This is a genomic window from Stenotrophomonas sp. SY1, from assembly GCF_021202945.1.
Taxonomy (GTDB): domain Bacteria; phylum Pseudomonadota; class Gammaproteobacteria; order Xanthomonadales; family Xanthomonadaceae; genus Stenotrophomonas.
Genome location: NZ_JAJOYR010000001.1, coordinates 1,360,322 through 1,380,248, shown reverse-complemented (window position 1 = coordinate 1,380,248; position 19,927 = coordinate 1,360,322). Strand labels below are relative to the sequence as shown.

Annotated in this window: 9 protein-coding genes and 1 pseudogene; 5 read left to right on the top strand and 5 right to left on the bottom strand. The window is 65.8% G+C overall.

What is annotated here, in order from left to right; genetic code table 11:
* Window positions 1–44: 44 nt before the first annotated feature.
* Together LR961_RS05640 and recQ are read left to right on the top strand one after the other, a co-directional pair.
* Window positions 45–593 carry a Dps family protein gene (locus LR961_RS05640; protein ID WP_232147443.1) on the top strand — a complete coding sequence of 183 codons (549 nt, stop codon included), beginning with the start codon at window positions 45–47 and terminating at the stop codon, window positions 591–593.
* A gap of 642 nt (window positions 594–1,235) precedes the next feature.
* Window positions 1,236–3,038, top strand: coding sequence for a DNA helicase RecQ (gene recQ, locus LR961_RS05635; RefSeq protein WP_232147442.1), 1,803 nt, complete (start codon window positions 1,236–1,238; stop codon window positions 3,036–3,038).
* A gap of 46 nt (window positions 3,039–3,084) precedes the next feature.
* On the opposite strand, the gene LR961_RS05630 is transcribed toward recQ, so the two are convergent.
* From LR961_RS05630 to LR961_RS05615, 4 genes are all read right to left on the bottom strand, one after another.
* Window positions 3,085–5,826: a tetratricopeptide repeat protein gene (locus LR961_RS05630; RefSeq protein WP_232147441.1), complete on the bottom strand. Its 2,742-nt coding sequence runs from the start codon at window positions 5,824–5,826 to the stop codon at window positions 3,085–3,087.
* Between the two features lie 25 nt (window positions 5,827–5,851).
* Window positions 5,852–6,403, bottom strand: coding sequence for an ECF-type sigma factor (locus LR961_RS05625; protein WP_232147440.1), 552 nt, complete (start codon window positions 6,401–6,403; stop codon window positions 5,852–5,854).
* Window positions 6,404–6,712: 309 nt separating this feature from the next.
* On the bottom strand, window positions 6,713–8,644 hold the full coding sequence (locus tag LR961_RS05620; protein WP_232147439.1) for a S8 family peptidase: 1,932 nt from the start codon (window positions 8,642–8,644) through the stop codon (window positions 6,713–6,715).
* A gap of 167 nt (window positions 8,645–8,811) precedes the next feature.
* Window positions 8,812–14,544: an ESPR-type extended signal peptide-containing protein gene (locus tag LR961_RS05615; protein WP_232147438.1), complete on the bottom strand. Its 5,733-nt coding sequence runs from the start codon at window positions 14,542–14,544 to the stop codon at window positions 8,812–8,814.
* Between the two features lie 302 nt (window positions 14,545–14,846).
* Here LR961_RS05615 and LR961_RS05610 point away from each other — a divergent pair, with 302 nt between their 5' ends.
* On the top strand, window positions 14,847–16,208 hold the full coding sequence (locus LR961_RS05610; RefSeq protein WP_232147437.1) for an ATP-binding protein: 1,362 nt from the start codon (window positions 14,847–14,849) through the stop codon (window positions 16,206–16,208).
* Window positions 16,209–16,212: 4 nt separating this feature from the next.
* Here the strand turns inward: LR961_RS05610 and LR961_RS05605 are convergent, their stop codons facing one another.
* A complete protein-coding gene (locus LR961_RS05605) occupies window positions 16,213–16,938 on the bottom strand; it encodes a response regulator transcription factor (RefSeq protein ID WP_232147436.1) in 726 nt (241 codons plus the stop codon).
* Window positions 16,939–17,523: 585 nt separating this feature from the next.
* Here LR961_RS05605 and LR961_RS05600 point away from each other — a divergent pair.
* Window positions 17,524–17,742: pseudogene (locus LR961_RS05600) on the top strand (DUF5694 domain-containing protein); the annotation flags it as partial.
* A gap of 569 nt (window positions 17,743–18,311) precedes the next feature.
* Window positions 18,312–19,640: a tyrosine-type recombinase/integrase gene (locus LR961_RS05595; protein WP_232147435.1), complete on the top strand. Its 1,329-nt coding sequence runs from the start codon at window positions 18,312–18,314 to the stop codon at window positions 19,638–19,640.
* Window positions 19,641–19,927 lie beyond the last annotated feature (287 nt).

Below are 19,927 nucleotides of genomic sequence, written 5' to 3'. Positions count from 1 at the left end.
GAGCGCTATTGTGAAGCCATTCAACCCGTCAAGGAGTACGCATCATGGCCAAGGCCAAGAAGAGCACCAAGCCCGACGCAGGAAAGAAGAAGCTGGCAGCGGCCGCGCCGTCGGCACCGGGGGTGGATATCGGGATCAAGGACAGTGATCGCAAGAAGGTGGCCGATGGCCTGTCGCACTTCCTCGCCGATGCCTACACGCTGTACCTGAAGACCCACAATTTCCATTGGAATGTCACCGGGCCGATGTTCAACTCGCTGCACGCCATGTTCATGGACCAGTACACCGAACAGTGGACCGCGCTGGATGAAATCGCCGAACGCATCCGTGCGCTGGGCTTCAACGCCCCCGGCTCCTACCGTGAGTTCGCGGCCCTGACCTCGATCAGCGAGGAACCCGGCCTGACCCACAGTTCGGACTGGAAGGACATGGTGCAGCAGCTGGTCGCCGGCAACGAAGCGGTATGCCGCACCGCGCGCAAGGTGCTGGAACAGGCCGACGACGCCGACGATGCACCCAGCGAGGACCTGCTCACCCAGCGCCTGCAGATCCACGAAAAGTACGCCTGGATGCTGCGTTCGTTGTTGCAGTAATCCCTCTGGGCTTCGCCCCTGCGGGATTTCCGTGGTTCGGCACACCGAACCACGGACCCTGCTTCATCTGCCTGCCACATCCCCCCGCCTTCGGCGCGCCCCCTTGACTCAAGGGGGCTTTGCTCCAGATCCAATATGCGGTCTTCCTTCGCTGTTGCGGCAATCTCTCCGGGCTTCGCCCCTGCGGGATTTCCGTGGTTCGGCGCACCGAACCAAGAGCCCTGCTTCATCTGCCGGCCAGATCCCCCCGCCTTCGGCGCGCCTCCTTGACTCATGGGGTGGCGGTTACGCCTGCAAGCGGGCATGCCCTCCAGAGTTTGCACTGCAAACTCTGGACCCTGGCCAGAGGCGCCAGACCCCCCCGCCTTCGGCGTGCCCCCTTGACTCAAGGGGGCTTTGCTCCAGATCCAACATGCGGTCTTCCGTCGCCGCTTTCGTAGGAGCGGCGTCCGCCGCGAAGCTGACGGACTGCCAGTCGTTCATATAACCCGCCACCTGATGATTGACGTCAGCAATTGCAGTGCGGGAAGGGCACCGGTTTCGCGGCGGACGCCGCTCCTACATTGGCGTTTAGGCCACTCCCACACGCTTTCGTGGAAACCGGCAACGCGACGGGTCCACCGCTGCGGGTAAACTACGCCGATGCCCCATAGTCCCGCGCAAGAACTGCTCTCCAGCGTTTTCGGTTACGACAGTTTCCGCGGCGACCAGCAGGCCATCGTCGAACACGTCGCCGGCGGCAACGATGCGCTGGTGCTGATGCCTACCGGCGGTGGCAAGTCGCTCTGCTACCAGATCCCGGCGCTGCTGCGTGACGGCTGCGGCATTGTCATTTCGCCGTTGATCGCGCTGATGCAGGACCAGGTCGAAGCGCTACGCCAGGCCGGCGTGCGCGCCGAATTCCTGAACTCCACGCTGGATGCCGAAACCGCCGCGCGGGTCGAGCGCGAGCTGCTCGATGGCGAACTGGAACTGCTGTACGTGGCGCCGGAGCGTTTGCTGACCGGGCGCTTCCTGTCGCTGCTCGGGCGTAGCCAGATCGCGCTGTTCGCCATCGACGAGGCGCACTGCGTGTCGCAATGGGGACACGATTTCCGGCCTGAATACCGGCAGCTCACCGTGCTTCACGAGCGCTGGCCGCAGATCCCGCGCATCGCGTTGACCGCAACCGCCGACCCGCCGACCCAACGTGAAATCGCCGAGCGCCTGGATCTTGCGCAGGCACGCCACTTCGTCAGCTCCTTCGACCGCCCCAACATCCGCTATCGCGTGGTGCAGAAGGACAATGCCAAGCGCCAGCTGCTGGATTTCCTCAAGGCCCACCGTGACGAAGCCGGCATCGTCTACTGCATGTCCCGGCGCAAGGTGGAGGAGACCGCGCAGTTCCTGTGCAACGAAGGCATGCAGGCCCTGCCCTACCACGCCGGCCTGCCAGCCGAAGTGCGTGCTGCCAACCAGCGCCGCTTCCTGCGCGAGGACGGCATCGTGATGTGCGCCACCATCGCCTTCGGCATGGGCATCGACAAGCCGGACGTCCGCTTCGTCGCACATACCGACCTGCCCAAGTCGATGGAAGGCTATTACCAGGAAACCGGGCGTGCCGGCCGCGATGGCGAACCAGCCGAAGCATGGCTGTGCTACGGGCTGGGCGATGTGGTGCTGCTCAAGCAGATGATCGAGCAGTCCGAAGCCGGCGAGGAACGCAAGCAACTGGAACGCTCCAAGCTCGATCACCTGCTCGGGTACTGCGAATCCATGCAGTGCCGGCGCCAGGTGCTGCTGGCCGGTTTCGGCGAAACCTACCCCGGGCCGTGCGGCAACTGCGACAACTGCCTCACCCCGCCCGCTGCCTGGGATGCCACCGTGCCGGCGCAAAAAGCACTCAGCTGCGTGTACCGCAGCGGCCAGCGTTTCGGCGTTGGTCATCTGATCGACATCCTGCGCGGCAGCGACAGCGAGCGCATGCGTCAGCTTGGCCACGAAAAACTCAGCACCTACGGCATCGGCCGCGACCTGGACGCGCGCAGCTGGCGCGGAGTGTTCCGGCAACTGGTGGCTGCCAGCCTGCTGGAAGTGGACCCGGAAGCCCATGGTGGCCTGCGTCTCACCGATGCCAGTCGCGACGTGCTCAAGGGCCGCCGGCAGATGATGATGCGCCGTGAAAACCCGGCCACGCGCGAACGCGAGCGAGGCAGCCAACGCACCGGCCTGCCGGTACAGGCCGAGGACCTTGCACTGTTCAATGCGCTACGCGGCCTGCGTGCGGAACTGGCCCGTGAACAGAACGTGCCGGCCTTCGTGATCTTCCACGACAGCACCCTGCGCAATATCGCCGAGCAACGTCCGACCAGCATCGATGCGCTTGGTCGTGTCGGCGGCATCGGTGGCAGCAAGCTCAGCCGCTATGGCCCGCGCCTGGTGGAAATCGTGCGCGAGCAGGGCTAGGCCAACGCCAAGCTGCCGGGGGGCAACCTGCCGGCGATCGCCGCGCTCAGCCCTTGCCCGCCAGCAGCATCAACCCCTCCAGCTTGCGTCGTTCCGGCGAGGTTTCCAGTTGCAGGCGCCGCAGTACCGGCGCCGCACTGGCCAGTTCCTGCCGCGCCAGCGAAGCCTGGCCCTGCGCCAGCAGGGTTTCGGCCAACAGCATGCGACTGTCAGCGGTTTCTGCGCCTGCATCGCCATAACGGCCACGCACGAACGCCAGCGCCGCACGGCGCCGGGCCAACGCCTGCTCGGCCTGACCACCACGCTCGGCCAGATCGGCCTGCAACCGCAATAGGCGCGCCTGTTGGCTGTCCGGAATGGTCTTGGGCATGTCCTTGAGCAGCAGGCCCGCTTCGCGCAATTGGCCCATGCGCACATGCCAGTCGATCCGGTTCAGGCGCGCTTCGATGCGTCCGGGTGCATCGGCCGGCAGGGCTAGCGCCATGCCCTGGTCGGCGTGCAGCAGCATCCTGCCGGCCTCTTCCATCCGCCCTTCACGCATCGACAACAGGCCCAGGCCGGTTTCGGCGCGCATGCTCGTGGGTGATTCACGCCCCAGCTGCTGCCGGCGGATATCCAGGGCCTCCCGGTACAGGCGCTCGGCTGCGCTCAGGTCACCACGGAGTTCATGCAGGGTGCCGTGATTGAACAGCCCCATCGAGTACTCCACTGATTCGGGGCCATCCAACTGGGCGCTCAATGCATGCCGTTGCTGGTATTGCCTGTCGGCGGCCACGTAATCACCCGAATCACGGTACAGATCGGCCAGGCCATCATGCTGGATCAGCACGAACCGGCTCTGCGGCCCGTAGAGCTCCAACGCATGGCGCATGCCCGATTGCAGCAAGGGCAGCGCCTGTTCGTAGCGGCCCTGCTCGCGCAGCAGCTGCGCCAACCGTACTTCGGCAGCCAGCGCCATGCTGGTGCGACGCCCGTGCAGGCTGTCCAGCACCTGGCCAAATGCCCGCTCGGCTGCTTCCAGCTTGCCCCAGCGCAGGTACATCAGGCCCTTGTTGTAGGACAGCTCCAGTCGCTTGGCCATGGCGGTGTGATCGGTCTGCCGGCTGTAGAACGCCATGGCCGAATCGAACGCCACTTCGGCCTGATCGAACTGTTGCTGGTTGGCCAGCGCCATCCCTCGGGCCGCGTGCAACTTGGCCTTCACTGCGGTGGGCCCGTTGCGATCCAGCAGCGCCAGGCCCTGTTCGGCCATGCGTACACCCAGCTGGCCGTTGCCGTCGAGCGTTTTCTGCACCGACAGATCGGCCAGCACTGCGGCAGCATCGTCGCGACGTGCCACACGCGGGTCCATGAAGCCGTTGTAGGCCTGCTGCAACAGCGCCTCGGCCTGATGCGACACGCCTGAGTTCTGGTACGCCACGCCCAGCACCGCGCGCATCCTGGCCAGCTGTGCCGGCGCATCGGCCAGATCGCGCGAGACCTGCAACGAGGCCTTGTCCAACAACTGACGGGAACTGAGTTCCTCCTGGCCACGCTCGGTGCGCAGGAACGGATCGGCGGTTTCAAACACGCCCACCATGAAATTGCTGACCTGCTGGGCAATGGCAGCCTCTTCCTGCGCCTGGTGCCGCGTACGCAGCAGCCCGGCAACAAATACCAGCAGCACCAGCGCCGCACCTGCGGCCAGCGCCACCACGTGCCAGTTGCGTCGCATTCCCTTGCCCAGCCGATACAGCCGGCCGCCTTGGCGTGCGACGACCGGCTGCACGTCCAGATAGCGACGCACGTCAGTGATCAACGCTTCCACCGAGCGATAACGCTGGCTGACATCCAACGCGCAGGCGCGCCCGGCGATGGCATCCAGGTCACCACGAAGGCGCTTGCGCCAGGGCAAACCATCCGGCGCCAGGTCGCTGGGCAACGGCACCGGCGTATCGCGGTCCTGCGGCTCGCGCAGGCATGGCCGGGTGGACAGCAGCTCCACCAACATCACGCCCAGGCTGTAGACATCGCTGGCCGCGCCCACCTTCTGCCCGGCAATCAGCTCCGGGCTGGCGTAGGCGGGCGTGCAGTATCCCGAATCCTGGCCATCAAGGGCTTCGTTGAGCAGCCGCGCCAGGCCAAAGTCCAACAGCACCGGCTGGCCACTCGGCAACACCAGTACGTTGGGCGGTTTGAGGTCGCAATGCAGCACCAGCCGTTCGTGCGCGGACTGCACGATGGCGCAGATATCCAGGAACAGGTGCAGGCGCTGCTCCAGCCCCAGCTGCCGTTCGCTGCACCAGCGGTCCAGCGGAATCCCATCGATGAATTCCATCACCAGATAGGGATGGCCATCGGGGGTGGTGCCGCCGTCGTAAAGGCGAGCCACGTGCGGCAGTTGCAGGCTGGCCAACACCTGCCGTTCGCCACCGAGGCGTTCGATTTCCAGTGCCCCGGGCAGGCCGTGCAGCAGCTTGATCGCCACCGTGCGCTGATAAAGACCGTCGGCCCGTTCGGCCTTGAATACGGTGCCCATGCCGCCTTGGGCGATGCGTTCGGTCAGCCGCCACGGGCCGAGCCGCTCGCCCTCGCCGATTTCCGGTGCCAGCGCGCGGGCAAGCGCGGTGTCGAGCCGGTTGCTGATGCGGCTCAGGCCGGCGGTCTGCGAGCGCAGCAGTTGCAGCACTTCCTCGCGCACCGCCTCATCGTCACAGCGTTCGGCCAGTACATCGGGCCATTGTTCGCGCGGCAGCTCGCAGACCGCATCGAACAGATCACGCACCTGCTTCCAGCGTTCCACGCTCATGCTGTCCTCCTGCGCGGCATGGCCGTCAGCGGAGTTGGCGGTTCAACCAGGCGCGAGCGAAGCGCAGATCGCGATCCACCGTCGGCGCCGATACACCCAGCACCAGCGCGATCTCGTCCCGACTCATGCCGCCGAAGTAGGTCAGCTCAATGGTGCTGGCCGCGCGCGGCTCCATCTCCGCCAACTGGTTCAATGCCTGGTGCAATGCAAGCACCTCATAGCCGATGGCGTCCTCGTCGACCATGTTGTTGGCATGGGACAGGGTCAGCTGCTCGGCATTACCGCCGCGCTTGTCGGCCGAACGCGCACGCAGGTGGTCCACCAGCACCGAGCGCATCTTCAATGCCGCGATGGCGATGAAGTGGGTGCGGTCCTTGTAGTCTGCATTGCCGCCAAGCAGGCGCATCAGCGATTCGTTGACCAGCGCCGCAGGCTGCAAGGTGCCACCGCTCTGGTGAGACAGACGGTGCCTGGCAATCTGCATCAGATCCGAATACAACGCTTCGAACAGATGCTCGCGGGCATCCAGGTCGCCCTGCTGCCAACGATGCAGAAGTTGGGTGATCTGCTGGCTCAACCGCGCTCCCCCGCCAGGAAACAAAGCCCGCCCGATACAGCACAGGCAAGCGACATGAACGCCCATGGTAGGCCTGCCTGCCGTTCAGTGCCAGCAATACTCCCCATACTGCGGAGCATAGGACCGTGCCCACGCAGCCATTTGCCCCTTATCCGGCGCTTCGGCGCAGCCCGGCTCATGCCGGTAGTCCTGGTCACAATTCCGTCACGCCAACCCTGCCGTACCGCGGCGTGCATGCACAGCGCGCCACAGGAAGGGGGCAGGTTGCCCTGCCCCCTTCCACTTTCAGCAACCCGTTGTGCGGCTGGCTTACTGATACAGGCCCATCACGCTGACAGCGGTGAACGCCTTTTCACCGACCATGCGCAGGTAATAGGTACCCGGCTGCGGATTGGTGATCACCACCGCTTCGCTATTGCCCGGCTTGGCCGATTTGCGGTCGTACAGCACCGTCGTCGGCTGCGCTTCGTAGGAGACATACAGCGAAACGTCGCCGGTGCCGCCGTAGCTGCGCAGGTTCAAGCTGCTGGTTCCCGCCGGAACCACGATCGAGTACACAAGCCCTTCACCAGCTCCGCCGGCCTGGTTGGCCACGGCCTTGCGGTTGTCCAGCAGGACCGAGGTGTCTTCGGGAATCGGCTGCGAGGCTGCGGCCACCGCGGCGGCGGCATCGACGATGCCCGCGCCCATCGACATGCTGGTCGGCGGCGCGACGCTGAACGGCTTGGCAGTGCGGCGCAGGATGGTGCGTACCTGTGCAGGCGTCAGCGGCGGATTGCCTGACGCTACCGCCGCGCTCTGCATCAACGCGACGATGCCGGCCACGTGCGGGCTGGCCATCGACGTACCGATGTTCGGCACCACCGCATCACCGGCCGGGCTGGCCACCGGTGCCTTGGTGCCCGTGTTGCCAAGCGACCAGATCCACGCATCGTCCGGCGAGGTGCCGCTGTTCGCATTGCCACCCGGTGCCGTCACGGTGACCGTGGGGCCGTAGTTGGAGAACCACGACCTGGCACCGTCAACGCCGTTGGCGCCCACCGTGATCACGCCCTTGCAGCTGGCCGGAGAGAAATTGGCGGCGTCGGCGTTGTTGTTGCCGGCGGCCACCACCACCGTCACGCCACGGCTGATGGCGCCATCGATCGCGGCCTGGGTGACCTGGTCGTTGGCACAGGACCCGCCGCCGCCCAGGCTCAGGTTGAGCACTTCGGCGTGGTTGCTGCTGTTGTCCGGCGCACCGGCCACAGCACCACCCGAAGCCCAGGTGATGGCGTCGGCGATATCCGAGGTGAAGCCGCCGCAGTGACCAAGCACGCGTACCGGTTGCACCTTGGCCTCATAGGCCACACCAACCACGTCAGTGGTGTTGTTGCCGACCGCGGCAACCGTGCCGGCGACGTGGGTACCGTGGAACGAGCTGTCGCTGTTGCGGCCGCACCACGGCATGCTCGCGTCGGTCCAGTCGCCCGGGTCGTGCGCATCGGCATCGCGGCCGTCGCCGTCACCGGCCACGTCCGGGTAATCCGCGCTCTGCCCGTAGGAGCCGATGAAGTCGTAACCGGCAACGATGTTGGCATCCAGGTCGCGATGGTCCAGGTAGCCGGTGTCCAGGACCGCCACGAGTACGCCGGCACCTTTGCTGGTGTCCCAGGCCAACGGTGCGCGGATGCCGGTGGTGGGGTTGTTGAAATGCCACATCCGGCTGAGTTCCGGATCGTCGGTGGTGCTCATTGCGTGCTTGAGGTAGTCGGGCTGCGCATACACCACGCTCGGGTCCTTGCGCAGTTCCTGCAGCAGCGCCTGGGCTTCGGTGTGGCTCAACGCGTGCGAGAACCGGATCACATCGGCACCCTGCGACATCCTGCGCAGATGGCGCGGAGTCAATGCACTCTGCGTGCCGTTGGCGGCGCTGCGCAGACTGGCCACGCCCGCGCGACCCACGGCCGAATTGACTGCATTGAGCAGCGTGGTCTGGCTACGCTGCGCTGCCGAACCGTCCTGGAACTTGATGATGAAACGGTCGAAGCTGGCCTGTTCCGCCACGCCGGACGGCAGCTGCTTGCGGCCGGTCGCGGCCGCAGCGGTGGCCGCGCTCACCGTCGACGACGCAGCAACGCTCGCGGTGGCGCCGGACACGTTGCCCAGCGTTCCGCTGTAGTTGGAAGCGAATGCCGAAAGTGCGGCGATCACGGCAGTGGCCAGCGCACCGCTGGCGATGACTCGGGTGTGTTTTTTCATTCTCTCTCTCCGGTTGCGGGTGATTCGACGACACCGGCCGCACGTGTCCACACGCCCGGCACCGTCGTCGCGTTGACGGTTCAATGAAGTAGTTGCCTGCCAGCCCGCCGCAGGCAGGTGCGATGCACCTGCCGTTGCACGAGGTTCCGGCGTTGCGCGGATGTGGGTTACAGGTCGATGCCGAAGCCCACGCCGGCCGAACTGTCGTCGCTGCTGAAGGCGCCGCCGATCGACAGCGAGGCGCGTTCACCGATGGCCTTGGCGTAACCGACCGACAGCGCGCTTTCGCCGTTCTGCCAGCCGGCACCCACGGCAATGCGACCGCGCGGACTGCGGCTACCGGCAGCGTTGATCGACATGTTCATCATTGCCGAGCTCATCGCGCCCTGGCGGTCCAGGCGCTCGTCCATCTTGCCCAGGCGATAGCCGATGTCGTTGCGCAGGCCGGTGAATTCGTCATTCAAGGCCTGGTAGCGGCTGTCGGTGTAACTGTTGGCCTTGGTCAGCGTCTGCGTCGCGGTGGTGTCGGTGTAGGCATTGGCCGAGGCCAATGTCTTGGCATCACCGGCCTGCATCTGCTGCACGTTGGCCGCATCGGTGGCGTTCACACCGGCCGCGACATTGGTCACGCGACGTTCGCTGCCGGCGCTGCCGACCGACACCGTGTTGGCCTCGTTGGCCACCGAGCCCTGGCCGATCGCCACCGCACCTTCGGCGCCAACCGAAGCGCCCTGACCCAGCGCAGTGCCGCCACTGGCGGTGACAGTGCTGTCAGCGCCCACCGCCACCGCATTGCTCGCCGCTGCGTCGATATTGCTGTTGGTGCCCAGCGCGGTGCCGTTGGCGGCTCCCACCGTGGAGCCGTTGCCGATTGCGATGTCGTTGCTGTCCTGCGCGTGGCTGCCATCGCCCAGCGCCAGGCCGGCACCGGTGCCCGGTCGGCCACCATTGCCATTGCCATTGCCGTTGCCGTTGCCATTGCCGTTGCCCGGCCGCGCTTCCAGCTGGGTTACCCGGTCATGCAGTCCGCCAAAAGCGGCATCGATCGCATCAAAGGTCGCCCCGACATTGGCGTAACTACCGCCCCGGAAGTTGTAAACCGGCGCGACCAGCATGCCGTTCGCGCCCAGGCCCGCACCGCCACCCAGCGCGGTGGCCACCGATTCCAGCTGCGCGACATTGACCGCCTCATCGGCGTTCGTGCCGGCCTTGAGGTTGGCCAGCGTGGTACCGGCGCTGCCGCCCAGCGTGGCCTTGTCCTTGGTTGCCGCGTCGTCGTACTTCAAGGCGCTGGCATCGAGATTGCCGACGCTGCCACCCACTCCTGCGATGGCCTGGTCTAGCTGGCCCTTGTTGACCGCATCGGTCAGTTCGGTGCCGGCAGCAACGTTGGTGATCTGCCGATCAATGGCGGCATGGACATTGCCGTAGTCGTCCGTCCACGCCTGCGCCGCGCCCACCGACACCGTGTCGGCACGATCGGACAGCGAGCCGGCACCCAAGGCCACGCTGTTGTCGGCCTTGGCAGCGCTCTGCAGGCCAATCGCCGTGCTGTTGACGTTGTGGGCCCAGGCATTGCTGCCCAGCGCCAGCGAGCCGTCCTTCATCGCGTAGGTGTTGTAGCCCATCGCAGTGGATGCCACACCCTCGGCGGCGCTTTCCACGCCCATCGTGGTGGCCTGCTCGGCGGTGGCAACGCTGTTGACGCCGATGGCTACCGTGTCGGTTTCCGTGGCCGCCGCGCTGGAGCCTACCGCCGTGGCGTGGAAGCCCGACGCGGTGGTCGAGGACCGGAAGAACGAGGCCTGACCGCCGATGGCAACGCTGGCCGCACCAGTGGCACTTGCGCCGATACCCCCGGCAAAGGTGTTGCCGGAACTGGCAATCGCACCTGCGCCGATCGCCGTCGCATCGCGCGAGGCATAGGCGCTGTTGCCCATCGCAGTGGCACGCAGGCCGGTCGCATAGGCACCAGCACCGACCGCGGTGGCGGCAATGTTGTCGGCCATCGCAGAGAAGCCCACCGCCGTGGCGAAAGCACCAGCGGTGCGCGAGCCGGAACCCAGCGCCGTGGCGTTGGTGCCCAGTGCCTGGCTGCCGGAACCGACCGCCAGGCTGTTCTGGTGCATGGCCTGTGCGCCGGCACCGACGGCAGTGCTGCCGTGGGCATCGGCCAGCGTGGTCACCAGGTTGCCGCTGAAGTCCTGGTAGGTGCCGCCGATGGCGGTGCTCGACGTGGCGTTGGCCACGCTGCCGTAACCGTTGGCGGTGCTGTAATCGGCCAGGGCATTGGTGCCATTGCCGATTGCCGAAGCGCCGGTTCCCAGCGCCAGGCTGCTGCTGCCCAACGCAGTGGAATAGTCACCCAGGGCACTGCTCTGCGCACCGTAAGCGCTGCTGTCGATGCCGGCAGCCATGCTGTTGGCACCGGCAGCAACCGCGTTGTCGCCGGTGGCCAGGGAAACATCGCTGCCATCAGCAGCACCGTTGGCGGCGAAGTAGTCATTGGCATCGCCGAAGCTGCCCGCCAGTGCATCCAACTGTGCCTTGTTCACCGCATCGGTCGCCTCGGTGCCGGCAGCGACGTTGGTGATCTGGCGGTCGATGGCCGCATGCACCACGCCGGCTGCATCGGTCCAGTCCTGCGCCGCACCCACCGATACCGCATTTGCGCGGTCGGCCAGCGAGCCCGAGCCCAGCGCGACACTGTTTTCGGCAGCCTTGGTGGTCCAGGTGTTGGAGCCCAGCACGCTCGAATTCAACGCCTGCGCGTAGCTGTTGTAACCCACAACGGTGGCACCGTCCTCGGTCGCCCAGGCTTCGCCACCGACTGCGGTGGTGTAGTTGCCACTGCTTACGCTGCTGGCATCCTTGCCGGCCAGCGATTTGGTGCCCAAGGCCATGCTGGTCGTACCGCTGGCCTTGGCGTTGGAGCCCATTGCGACAGCCTCGCGGCCGACCTTGCTGTCCGCTCCGATCGCCACTCCGGCGATGCCGGCATTGGCGCGCACGCCCAACGCAGTGCCGAAAGCATCGGCCTGGCTGTTGGTGCCGAACGCAGAAGCGTGCGAATCCTTGGCCCACGAGCCGGCGCCCACGGCGGTGGCACCCAGTTGCTGGGCGGTGGACAGCGCACCGATGGCGGTGGTCTGCACGCCCTTGGTCAGGCTGACCGCTCCCACTGCGGTGGACTGCAAGCCGTTGACACTGACGCCGCTGCCGATGCCGGTTGCCGCGCCTCCCAGCACCGTTGCGTTCGGGCCAACCGCGACGCCGCTGGTGTGCTGCGTGGTGGCATTCAAACCAATGGAAATCGAATGCAGGCCACCGGCCAGGCTGCCGTAGCCATTGGCAATGCTGTAGTTGCCCAAAGCGTTGGCGCCAGTACCCAAAGCTGCCGAACCGGTGCCAAGGGCAAGGCTGCTGCTGCCCAGCGCAAGACTGCTGTCGCCAAACGCATTGGCCTGATAGCCGATGGCGCTGCTTTCAATGCCATTGGCTGCGGCATTGCTGCCAACGGCAACGGCATTGCTGCCGCTGGCCACCGCCAGGTCACTGCCATCGTCGGCTCCGTTGACTGCGAAGTAGTCGCTGGCGTCGCCGACGTTGTCGGCCAGTGCATCGAGCTGTGCCTTGTTGACCGCATCGGTGGCCTGGGTACCGGCAGCGACGTTGGTGATCTGGCGGTCGATGGCCGCATGCACCACGCCGGCCGCATCGGTCCAGTCCTGCGCCGCACCCACCGACACCGCATTTGCGCGGTCGGCCAGCGAACCCGAACCCAGAGCGACACTGTTTTCCGCGTCCTTGGTGGTCCAGGTGTTGGAGCCGAGCACGCTCGAGTTCAAGGCCTGCGCGTAGCTGTTGTAGCCAACCACGGTGGCACCATCCTCGGTTGCCCACGCTTCGGTACCAATTGCCGTGGTGTTGTCGGCATTGGTGAGGCTGTCCGCGTCCTTGCCCGCCAGCGTGTTCATGCCCACTGCCGTGCCGTTGTTGCCGAGCGCCACCGCTTCGTTGCCGACCGCCGTACCGGCGCCAGCGGCGATCGGATTGCCATCGACATCAAGGTCGATGAAGCCGGCCACCGAGCGGTAGCCGATCGAGGTGGAGGCAAAGCTGGCATAGCTGTAGGTTCCCAGCGCCGTGCCCATCATGTCCGCCGTGCTGGCCGAACCCACTGCGGTGCCATACCAGCCTTTGGCCCAGGCGTTGGTACCGAAGGCGCTGCTCTGCCAGCTATCGGCGGCGCTGCCGCTGCCGAACGCAGCGGCGTAGGCACCATTGGTGGTTGCCAGCATGCCGACCGCGGTGGAGAAGGCGCCGACGGTGGTGCTGTTTGGCCCGATGGCCACGCTGTTGGAACCATTGGCCACGCTGTTGTAGCCCGTCGCGATGCTGTTGGCACCCAACGCCTGTGCCAGGTTGCCACTGGCCACGCTGCCGCCGCCCTGGGCCACGCTGCCGTAGCCGTTGGCGATGCTGTAGTCGCCCAACGCATTGGCGCCGACACCAACGGCCTGCGCGCCAACACCCAGTGCCAGGCTGCTGCTGCCGATGGCAGTGGAGTAATCGCCTTCGGCATCGGCCTGATAGCCGTAGGCGCTGCTGTCGGCGCCATTGGCAACACTCAGCGCGCCGGTGGCGGTGCTGTTGGCGGCCGACGCCATGCTCATCGCGCCTGTGGCGGTACTGTTTTCGCCAAGTGCGGTACTGGCCGCGCCAACGGCCTGCGCATTGTCGCCACTGGCACCGGCGCGGCTGCCCAGTGCGATCGCATTGGCGCCTTCAGCCAGGGTTGCCTCGCCGATGTCCGGCATGCCGTCGCCGTTCAGATCGGTCCATTCACTGCCACCGATGGCAACCGCGCCTTCGCCCTGTGCGGCGGCATTGCGCCCGGTCGCGACCGTGTTGCTGCCATAAGCCAGCGCATTCTTGCCGATGCCCACGGCACCGTCGCCCAGCGCAACTGCGTTGGCGCCGATGCCGACCCCGGAACTGCCGTTGCCGACACGGCTGTGCCCGCCCAACGCAATCGACTCCTCACCGCCACCCTGTGCGTCAAACCCCATCGCGAGGCTGCCCTCGCCCTGCGCGATGGCCTGGCCGCCGACCGCGGTGCTGCCATTGCCATTGGCTTCGCTCAACGCACCCAGCGCCGTTGCCGCCTGGTCCGCGCTCGCCTTGGCTGCGGCACCCACGGCGGTATTGCCGAAACCCAAGCTCATCGCGGACTGGCCCATCGCCACGGTGGAATGGCCGTAGGCCAGGCTGTTCTCACCGACGGCGGTGCTGCCAATGCCGAACGCATTCGCGTTGCCGCCCAGCGCGGTGCTGGCGTTCTTCCAGGCCCCGGCATTCAAACCCAGGGCGACCGAACGCAGGCCCTGAGCCATGGCGGTGTCGCCGATGGCAACGGCACCGTCGGCGGCAAACGTACCCACCTCCGGATCATCCCAGGTCACGGTTTTGGCATTGCGGCCGATGGCAATGGCACCCTGCCCTGTGACCGAGGCGTCATCGCTGCCATCTGCGTCGCCGTCGGCGACGAAGTAGCCACTGCCGGACACGGCCTGCGGAGTGACCGATGCGCTGCGCGTCGCTGCCGGCGCTGCGCTGCTGCCCGCTGCCTGCTCGAACAGCGCGCAATCGACCTGCTTGAGCACGCTGCCGTCCTGGGCGCGGGCGATGCAGGCGTTGTCGGTGCGCTCGATGGTGATCTGCTCGGCATGCAACACGGGCGTCAGCGCCGCCAAGCCGAACGTCCAGGCCACTGCGTGCAACGATGGTCCGGCGGTGCGCCGGCCGCCGTCCCTGCGGCCTTGCGTCGATGCCAGTTCCGAGGTGACCACCATGGCCTGTTTGGCCTGGCTCCATACCCGGCGGTAGATCTTGTTCATCAATCCTCTCCCAGCGCGTTACGGTTCTTGAAGGTGAGCGACGCCCAGCGGCTCCCGTACGGCCGTCATCGGGCCGCCGCCACTGCGTTGCGCATGTCATGTGTGTGTAGGCAGCCCCCCCCTGGGCTGACCTGTCGACCGGGCGGTGCGCCGCTGGCGCCCCGCGTGTCCATGGCGAACGTACGATTGGCCGGCTTGGCTTGTCACGCACGCTTCACTCACCCAATACTCACCAACCCCGCCCGGCGCTCTCACGTCCACGCGCTGCTGTCGTCCCTTCTGCCAGGATCAGCCGCCTCACCATGCATCGCCGCATTTCCCTATGCCGATGGCTGCGCAGCGCACCCATCAGCGATCCGGTCGACCAACGCAACGCGCCAACGCTGCAGGTGCTGTTCCTGGCCCTGGGCCTGACCATCCCTGCCAGCTGGGTCTACTTCCTGGCATCCGGTGGCGTCCCTGCCGGTGGCTATCTGCTGATGGCGCCGGCGTTGTGCATGGCGGTGCTGGCGCTGGTATGCGTGGTGATGATCCGTCGTGGCTACTTTCGCAGGGCAGTGACGCTCTATCTGGCGATGCTGCTGCTGGCCCAGGAGATCAATCATCTGCTGATGGGTTTCTCGACCCTTGCCGGCAACCAGATCGATCAATTCCTGCTGCTGATCATCGGCGGGCTGGTACTGGGCCGGCGCGCCCTGTGGCTGATCCTGCTCGCGCTGCTGTTCGTGGCCGGCAGCGGCTTCGTGGTCGATGCGCAGCGCCTGCTGGCGAACGGCGAGCCCATCAGCCGCGCCTACAGCCACCTGCCCTCGGTGCTGTTCGGCTATGTACTGGTCACGCTGGTACTGGACCGCACCGTCACCGCGTTGCGCGAAAGCCTGGCCGAATCCATCCAGCAGCGGCAGGCCTTGCAGCACGAAATGCTCGAACGCGAACGCACCCGCGCCAAGCTGATCCACGCCCAGAAAATGCAGGCAACCGGCCGCCTGGCCAGCGGCATCGCGCATGACTTCAACCATATCCTTGGCCTGATATCCGGCTACGCCGGGCAGCGTGATCGCATCCTGTCCATCAATGGCCGCGTCGAGATGGAACAGGCCATCGACCGCAACCTCACCCGCATTGCCAGTGCCGCCGCCAGCGGCATGCAGATCACCCACAAGCTGCTGGCCTTCAACCGTCCCGAATCAGCCCGTCCGCAGCGCTTCGATATCAGCCAGGCGCTGCACGACCTGCAACCGATGCTGCGCCAATTGCTACCGTCCTCGATACGCCTGCACCTGCCCGAACTACAACCGGGGCTGCTGGTGCATTTCGATCACAGCGAATTCGAGCTGATGCTGCTCAACCTCGCCGCCAATGCCCGTGATGCAATGGCCGATGGCGGCGAATTCCGCATCGGGCTGCAACGCAGTAACGACCAGTCCGTAGCGCTAACCCTGACCGATACCGGCCACGGCATGCGCCCGGAGGTGCTGCAGCAGATTTTCGATCCGTTCTACAGCACAAAATCCGGCGCCGGCGGTACCGGCCTGGGCCTGACCGGCATCCACGACATGGTGCTCAATGCCGGTGGCGACATCCACGTGGAGAGCACGCCGGGCCACGGCACCACGTTCCGCATCCTGCTGCCGCCGCCTCCGGACGAGACAGCGGTGGCCTGAGCCATCACTCGCCGACGGCGATCGGCCGATTCTGGTCTTCGAGCACGTAGCCCTTGCCGTGCACCGCCGTCAGCGGCAGGCGCTCGCCGGTCTGCTCCAGCACTTTCCGGCGCAGTCGATGCACCAGCGATTCAATCCGATGCGGGTCGAAGTCGTGCACATTGTCGGTCATCGTTTCGACCAGTTGCTCGCGCGTGACCAGCCGCCCGAGCGAAGCAGCCAGACAACTCACCATGCGCTGTTCGGTCCGGGTCAACGCCACCTGGCGACGTTGCGGCGACATCAGGCACCAGCCTTCCGGATCGAAATGCCAGCGTTGCGTCGCCAGCGGCGCAACCCGGCCATGCAGCCGCCGCAACAGGCTGTGGATGCATACAGCCAGCAGCTCGATCTGGACCGGCTTGACCAGGTAGGCATCGGCGCCCTGGCTGAGCCCACGCACCTGCTCGGTGACCGCACCGTGGCCGGTCAGCATGACCACGCCGATTCGCGGCAGCAGGGCGCGTACCGCCTGCGCCACGCTGAATCCGTCGGCGTCGGGTAGACCAACATCCAGGATCACCACGTCCGGAGTCCGGCCTTCCAGCGCTGCGTACAGCGCTGCGGCGGTGCCAACGCCATCGACCGCGAAACCGTAATCGCGCAGGCCCGGCAATACCACGTCCTCGCGCATTTCGGCATCGTCCTCCAGGACGAGGATGTAGGGTGCATCACGTAACGGAGCCGCCATTACCACACCTTCGTTGCAGTAGTACTGGCCGCCGAATGTACCTCAGTCCCGTGCCCGATGCGGATGGCATCGACGAAAGTCCTGCTGGCAGGGCAATACGCGTGATCAAGGACCATATCGCCGCTCCCGCAGAAGCAGTGCGACTGGAGCCAGCCGCCTCGAGCCGTGCTTGGGCATGAGGAACGGAGCCGCTCTCCCGCAAGCAGGAGAGCAGTTGGAATGAGGGCGCTTGTGAATCAGATCAAATGAACAAGCCGGCAGCAGTTCCGCAGGCGACGCCACGCTCCGGGAACACCGACAGCCCCTCGCATCCGAACCAGCAGATGCAATGCCGCGTTGCGCGACACAATTCCACGACGGCCGGACCATCCGAGGTTACCGGCCACTCCGCACAAGGAACGCAGCCGGATTGCTCGTCCACACATCGACAAAGCATCAGCCGGGATGGAACCTGCGCACCTTGAGCTGGCCAAGCGCTTCATCGGGGAGCCATGGGATTCAGGAGAATTGGAGACGGCGCATCTTGATCGGCACGCTGCTGGCAGGATGGATGCTCTTCGAAACGGTGCAGGCACAGTCCCTGCTTTGGAGGAGCCCTCGCCGCAAGGCTACGGGCGCCTATACGTCACCTCGTGGGAAACGCGCAATCTGCGCATGGCAGCGAACATCCGCGACCTGATGGGTCCAACCCCGGGCATGCGCACGCTGGTGCTCGTCGGCGCGTCGCACAAGGCATATCTGGATGCATATCTCGACCAGATGCACGACGTGCGGATCGTCGATGTCCAGACGTTGCTGAAGTAGGCCGGCCAGGCCCGGCGCACGCCACGGCCTTCCCTACTTTCCTTCCATGACGGCGTTTTTGTGGCCGCTTCTGTTTTGACACCAACAGAAAGCGGCCGATGCGGTACCTGCAAGGCCACAAGCCGCGCAACGAAATGCCCTCGACCTGCCCGGGGTGATGGCCTGGCGGCAGGAACATCGCACCGAGCACATGGCGGCGCACAAACGCCCGACTCCGAACGGGCCCAAGACCGGGCAGCGACACGCGGCGCGCCTCTGCGTGCCCTTCTAGGCCATGTGACGGCGTGAGGGCGCGCACCAGCCTGACAAAGTCAACTGCGGAGCGGCGGCCCCGATTCGGAGCACAAAAAAGGCTCCAGATCGCTCTGGAGCCCTTGGCAATGCTGGTGGGCCGTGAAGGATTCGAACCTTCGACCAAAAGATTAAAAGTCCGTGGTTCCACGTCTCAACTAGACCCCGAGGGTCGCATCGCGAGACGTAAGCCGCTGATTCGCCAAACCTTACAGTTTCCCTCGGTCCCAACTGGCACCCTGCGTTCCCACTGAAAGTAGGCACCAAGTAGGCACGATATGGCGAAGGGAAAGGGACAGCTCACAGCGCGCGGACTTGCGGCACTCACGACAGGTGAATGGGCGAACGATGCCGCAACTCACGGCGCCGGAGTGCTGCAGGCCAGGAAGCTTGCTTCGGGGGCCATTGGCTTCTACTACCGGTACACCGGCCCCAATCGTAAGCAGGACCGGCTCTCCTTGGGAAGCACGCTCACGCTCGCCGAAGCCCGGTCTGCAGCTGCCCTGCTGTCCCGCAGGTACCAGGCTGGTGATCGCGACCTTCGCCGCGCCCTGGCCGCCGACGAAGCGGAGGCTGTGCGCGCTCGCGCGCTGGCGGATGCCGAGGCTAACGCTGTCAACTCCGCCACGCTCGGGGCCATGATGGAAGCGTACGCGGACAGTCTAGACATCGCAGGCAAGATCAGCGCCGGCAATGTCCGTAAAGCCATTGTGTTGCATATCGAGAAACCCTTCCCGGCTCTCTGGGCAAGGCCCGCCGGCGAACTGGAACTCGACGACCTTATCCCGGTGCTGTCCCGCCTTGTGAGAGCGGACAAGCTGCGCGAGGCCGGGAAGATCCGTTCCTATCTGCGCGCGGCGTATGCGGCAGCAATTCGTGCCAAGCAGGATGCAGCAGCTCCGGATTCGCTCCGGGCCCTGAATCTCTCGCGTAATCCGGCCCAGGATCTGTCCACGATCGACAGCGGCACCCCGCGCGAACATGCCCTGTCGGTCGCCGAACTGCGCGCGTACTGGCAGCGGATTGCCGCCATGTCGGACGCTCGGGGGGCGATGCTCCGTTTTCACCTGCTGACGGGGGCGCAACGAATTTCCCAGCTGGCTCGGCTGGTCACGGCTGACCTCGACCTGGACCACCATTCTGTGCGAATCCTGGACATCAAGGGCCGGCGCCGACACGGCCGGGCCCATGTCGTTCCTCTCATCAAGCAGGCCGAGGACGCCTTGGCCACCATGCGCGGCGAGAGGGCTGGCGAGTTCTTGTTCACCATCTCCGACGGAGTCGACGCCGCCACCTATGACGTGTTTCGCGGGGCCTTGGATCGCGTGGTAGCCGATATGGCTGCCGCCGAGGAACTGGAGGGCCGCGCGTTCACGCCTGGCGACCTACGCCGCACTGTCGAGACCCGGCTAGCCGCCCTCGGTTACTCCGAAGAGGTGCGCGGGCACCTGCAATCCCATGGTCTAAGTGGCGTCCAGAAGCGGCACTACAATAAGTACGAATACGACACCGAGAAGCGCGCAGCCATCAACGCACTCTACGGGCTCCTCACTGGGGTCAGCGCGGTGGTCATCGACCTCGCGCAACGCACAGCGCGGCCAGCATGACTATGAAATCAGCCTAGCGCTTTGATCAGGTGTCCGGGCCCTGCGGGTCCAGCCGGGCAGCGATCGCCTCGAACTTCGACGCCTCCCGCCTTAGCCTATCGGCACCCACCCTTGCCCTCTGGCGTGCCCGCCAGTCACCCGTCGCCAGGGAATCCACCTGCCTGGCTTGCTCCCACAGGGAAGCCGCTCTCCTTCGTGCCCACCGGGCCCTTCTGCATGTCGTCATGGCTACATGCTGGCGCTTGGCTATCGCACCAAGCGCGACCAGCCTTTAGTGCTGTCCGTCG

Coding starts and splice junctions, on each gene's coding strand:
- LR961_RS05615 (WP_232147438.1), bottom strand. CDS start 14,544: ATGAACAAGATCTACCGCCGGGTATGGAGCCAGGCCAAACAGGCCATG.
- LR961_RS05605 (WP_232147436.1), bottom strand. CDS start 16,938: ATGGCGGCTCCGTTACGTGATGCACCCTACATCCTCGTCCTGGAGGAC.
- LR961_RS05620 (WP_232147439.1), bottom strand. CDS start 8,644: ATGAAAAAACACACCCGAGTCATCGCCAGCGGTGCGCTGGCCACTGCC.
- LR961_RS05630 (WP_232147441.1), bottom strand. CDS start 5,826: ATGAGCGTGGAACGCTGGAAGCAGGTGCGTGATCTGTTCGATGCGGTC.
- LR961_RS05640 (WP_232147443.1), top strand. CDS start 45: ATGGCCAAGGCCAAGAAGAGCACCAAGCCCGACGCAGGAAAGAAGAAG.
- LR961_RS05595 (WP_232147435.1), top strand. CDS start 18,312: ATGGCGAAGGGAAAGGGACAGCTCACAGCGCGCGGACTTGCGGCACTC.
- LR961_RS05610 (WP_232147437.1), top strand. CDS start 14,847: ATGCATCGCCGCATTTCCCTATGCCGATGGCTGCGCAGCGCACCCATC.
- recQ (WP_232147442.1), top strand. CDS start 1,236: ATGCCCCATAGTCCCGCGCAAGAACTGCTCTCCAGCGTTTTCGGTTAC.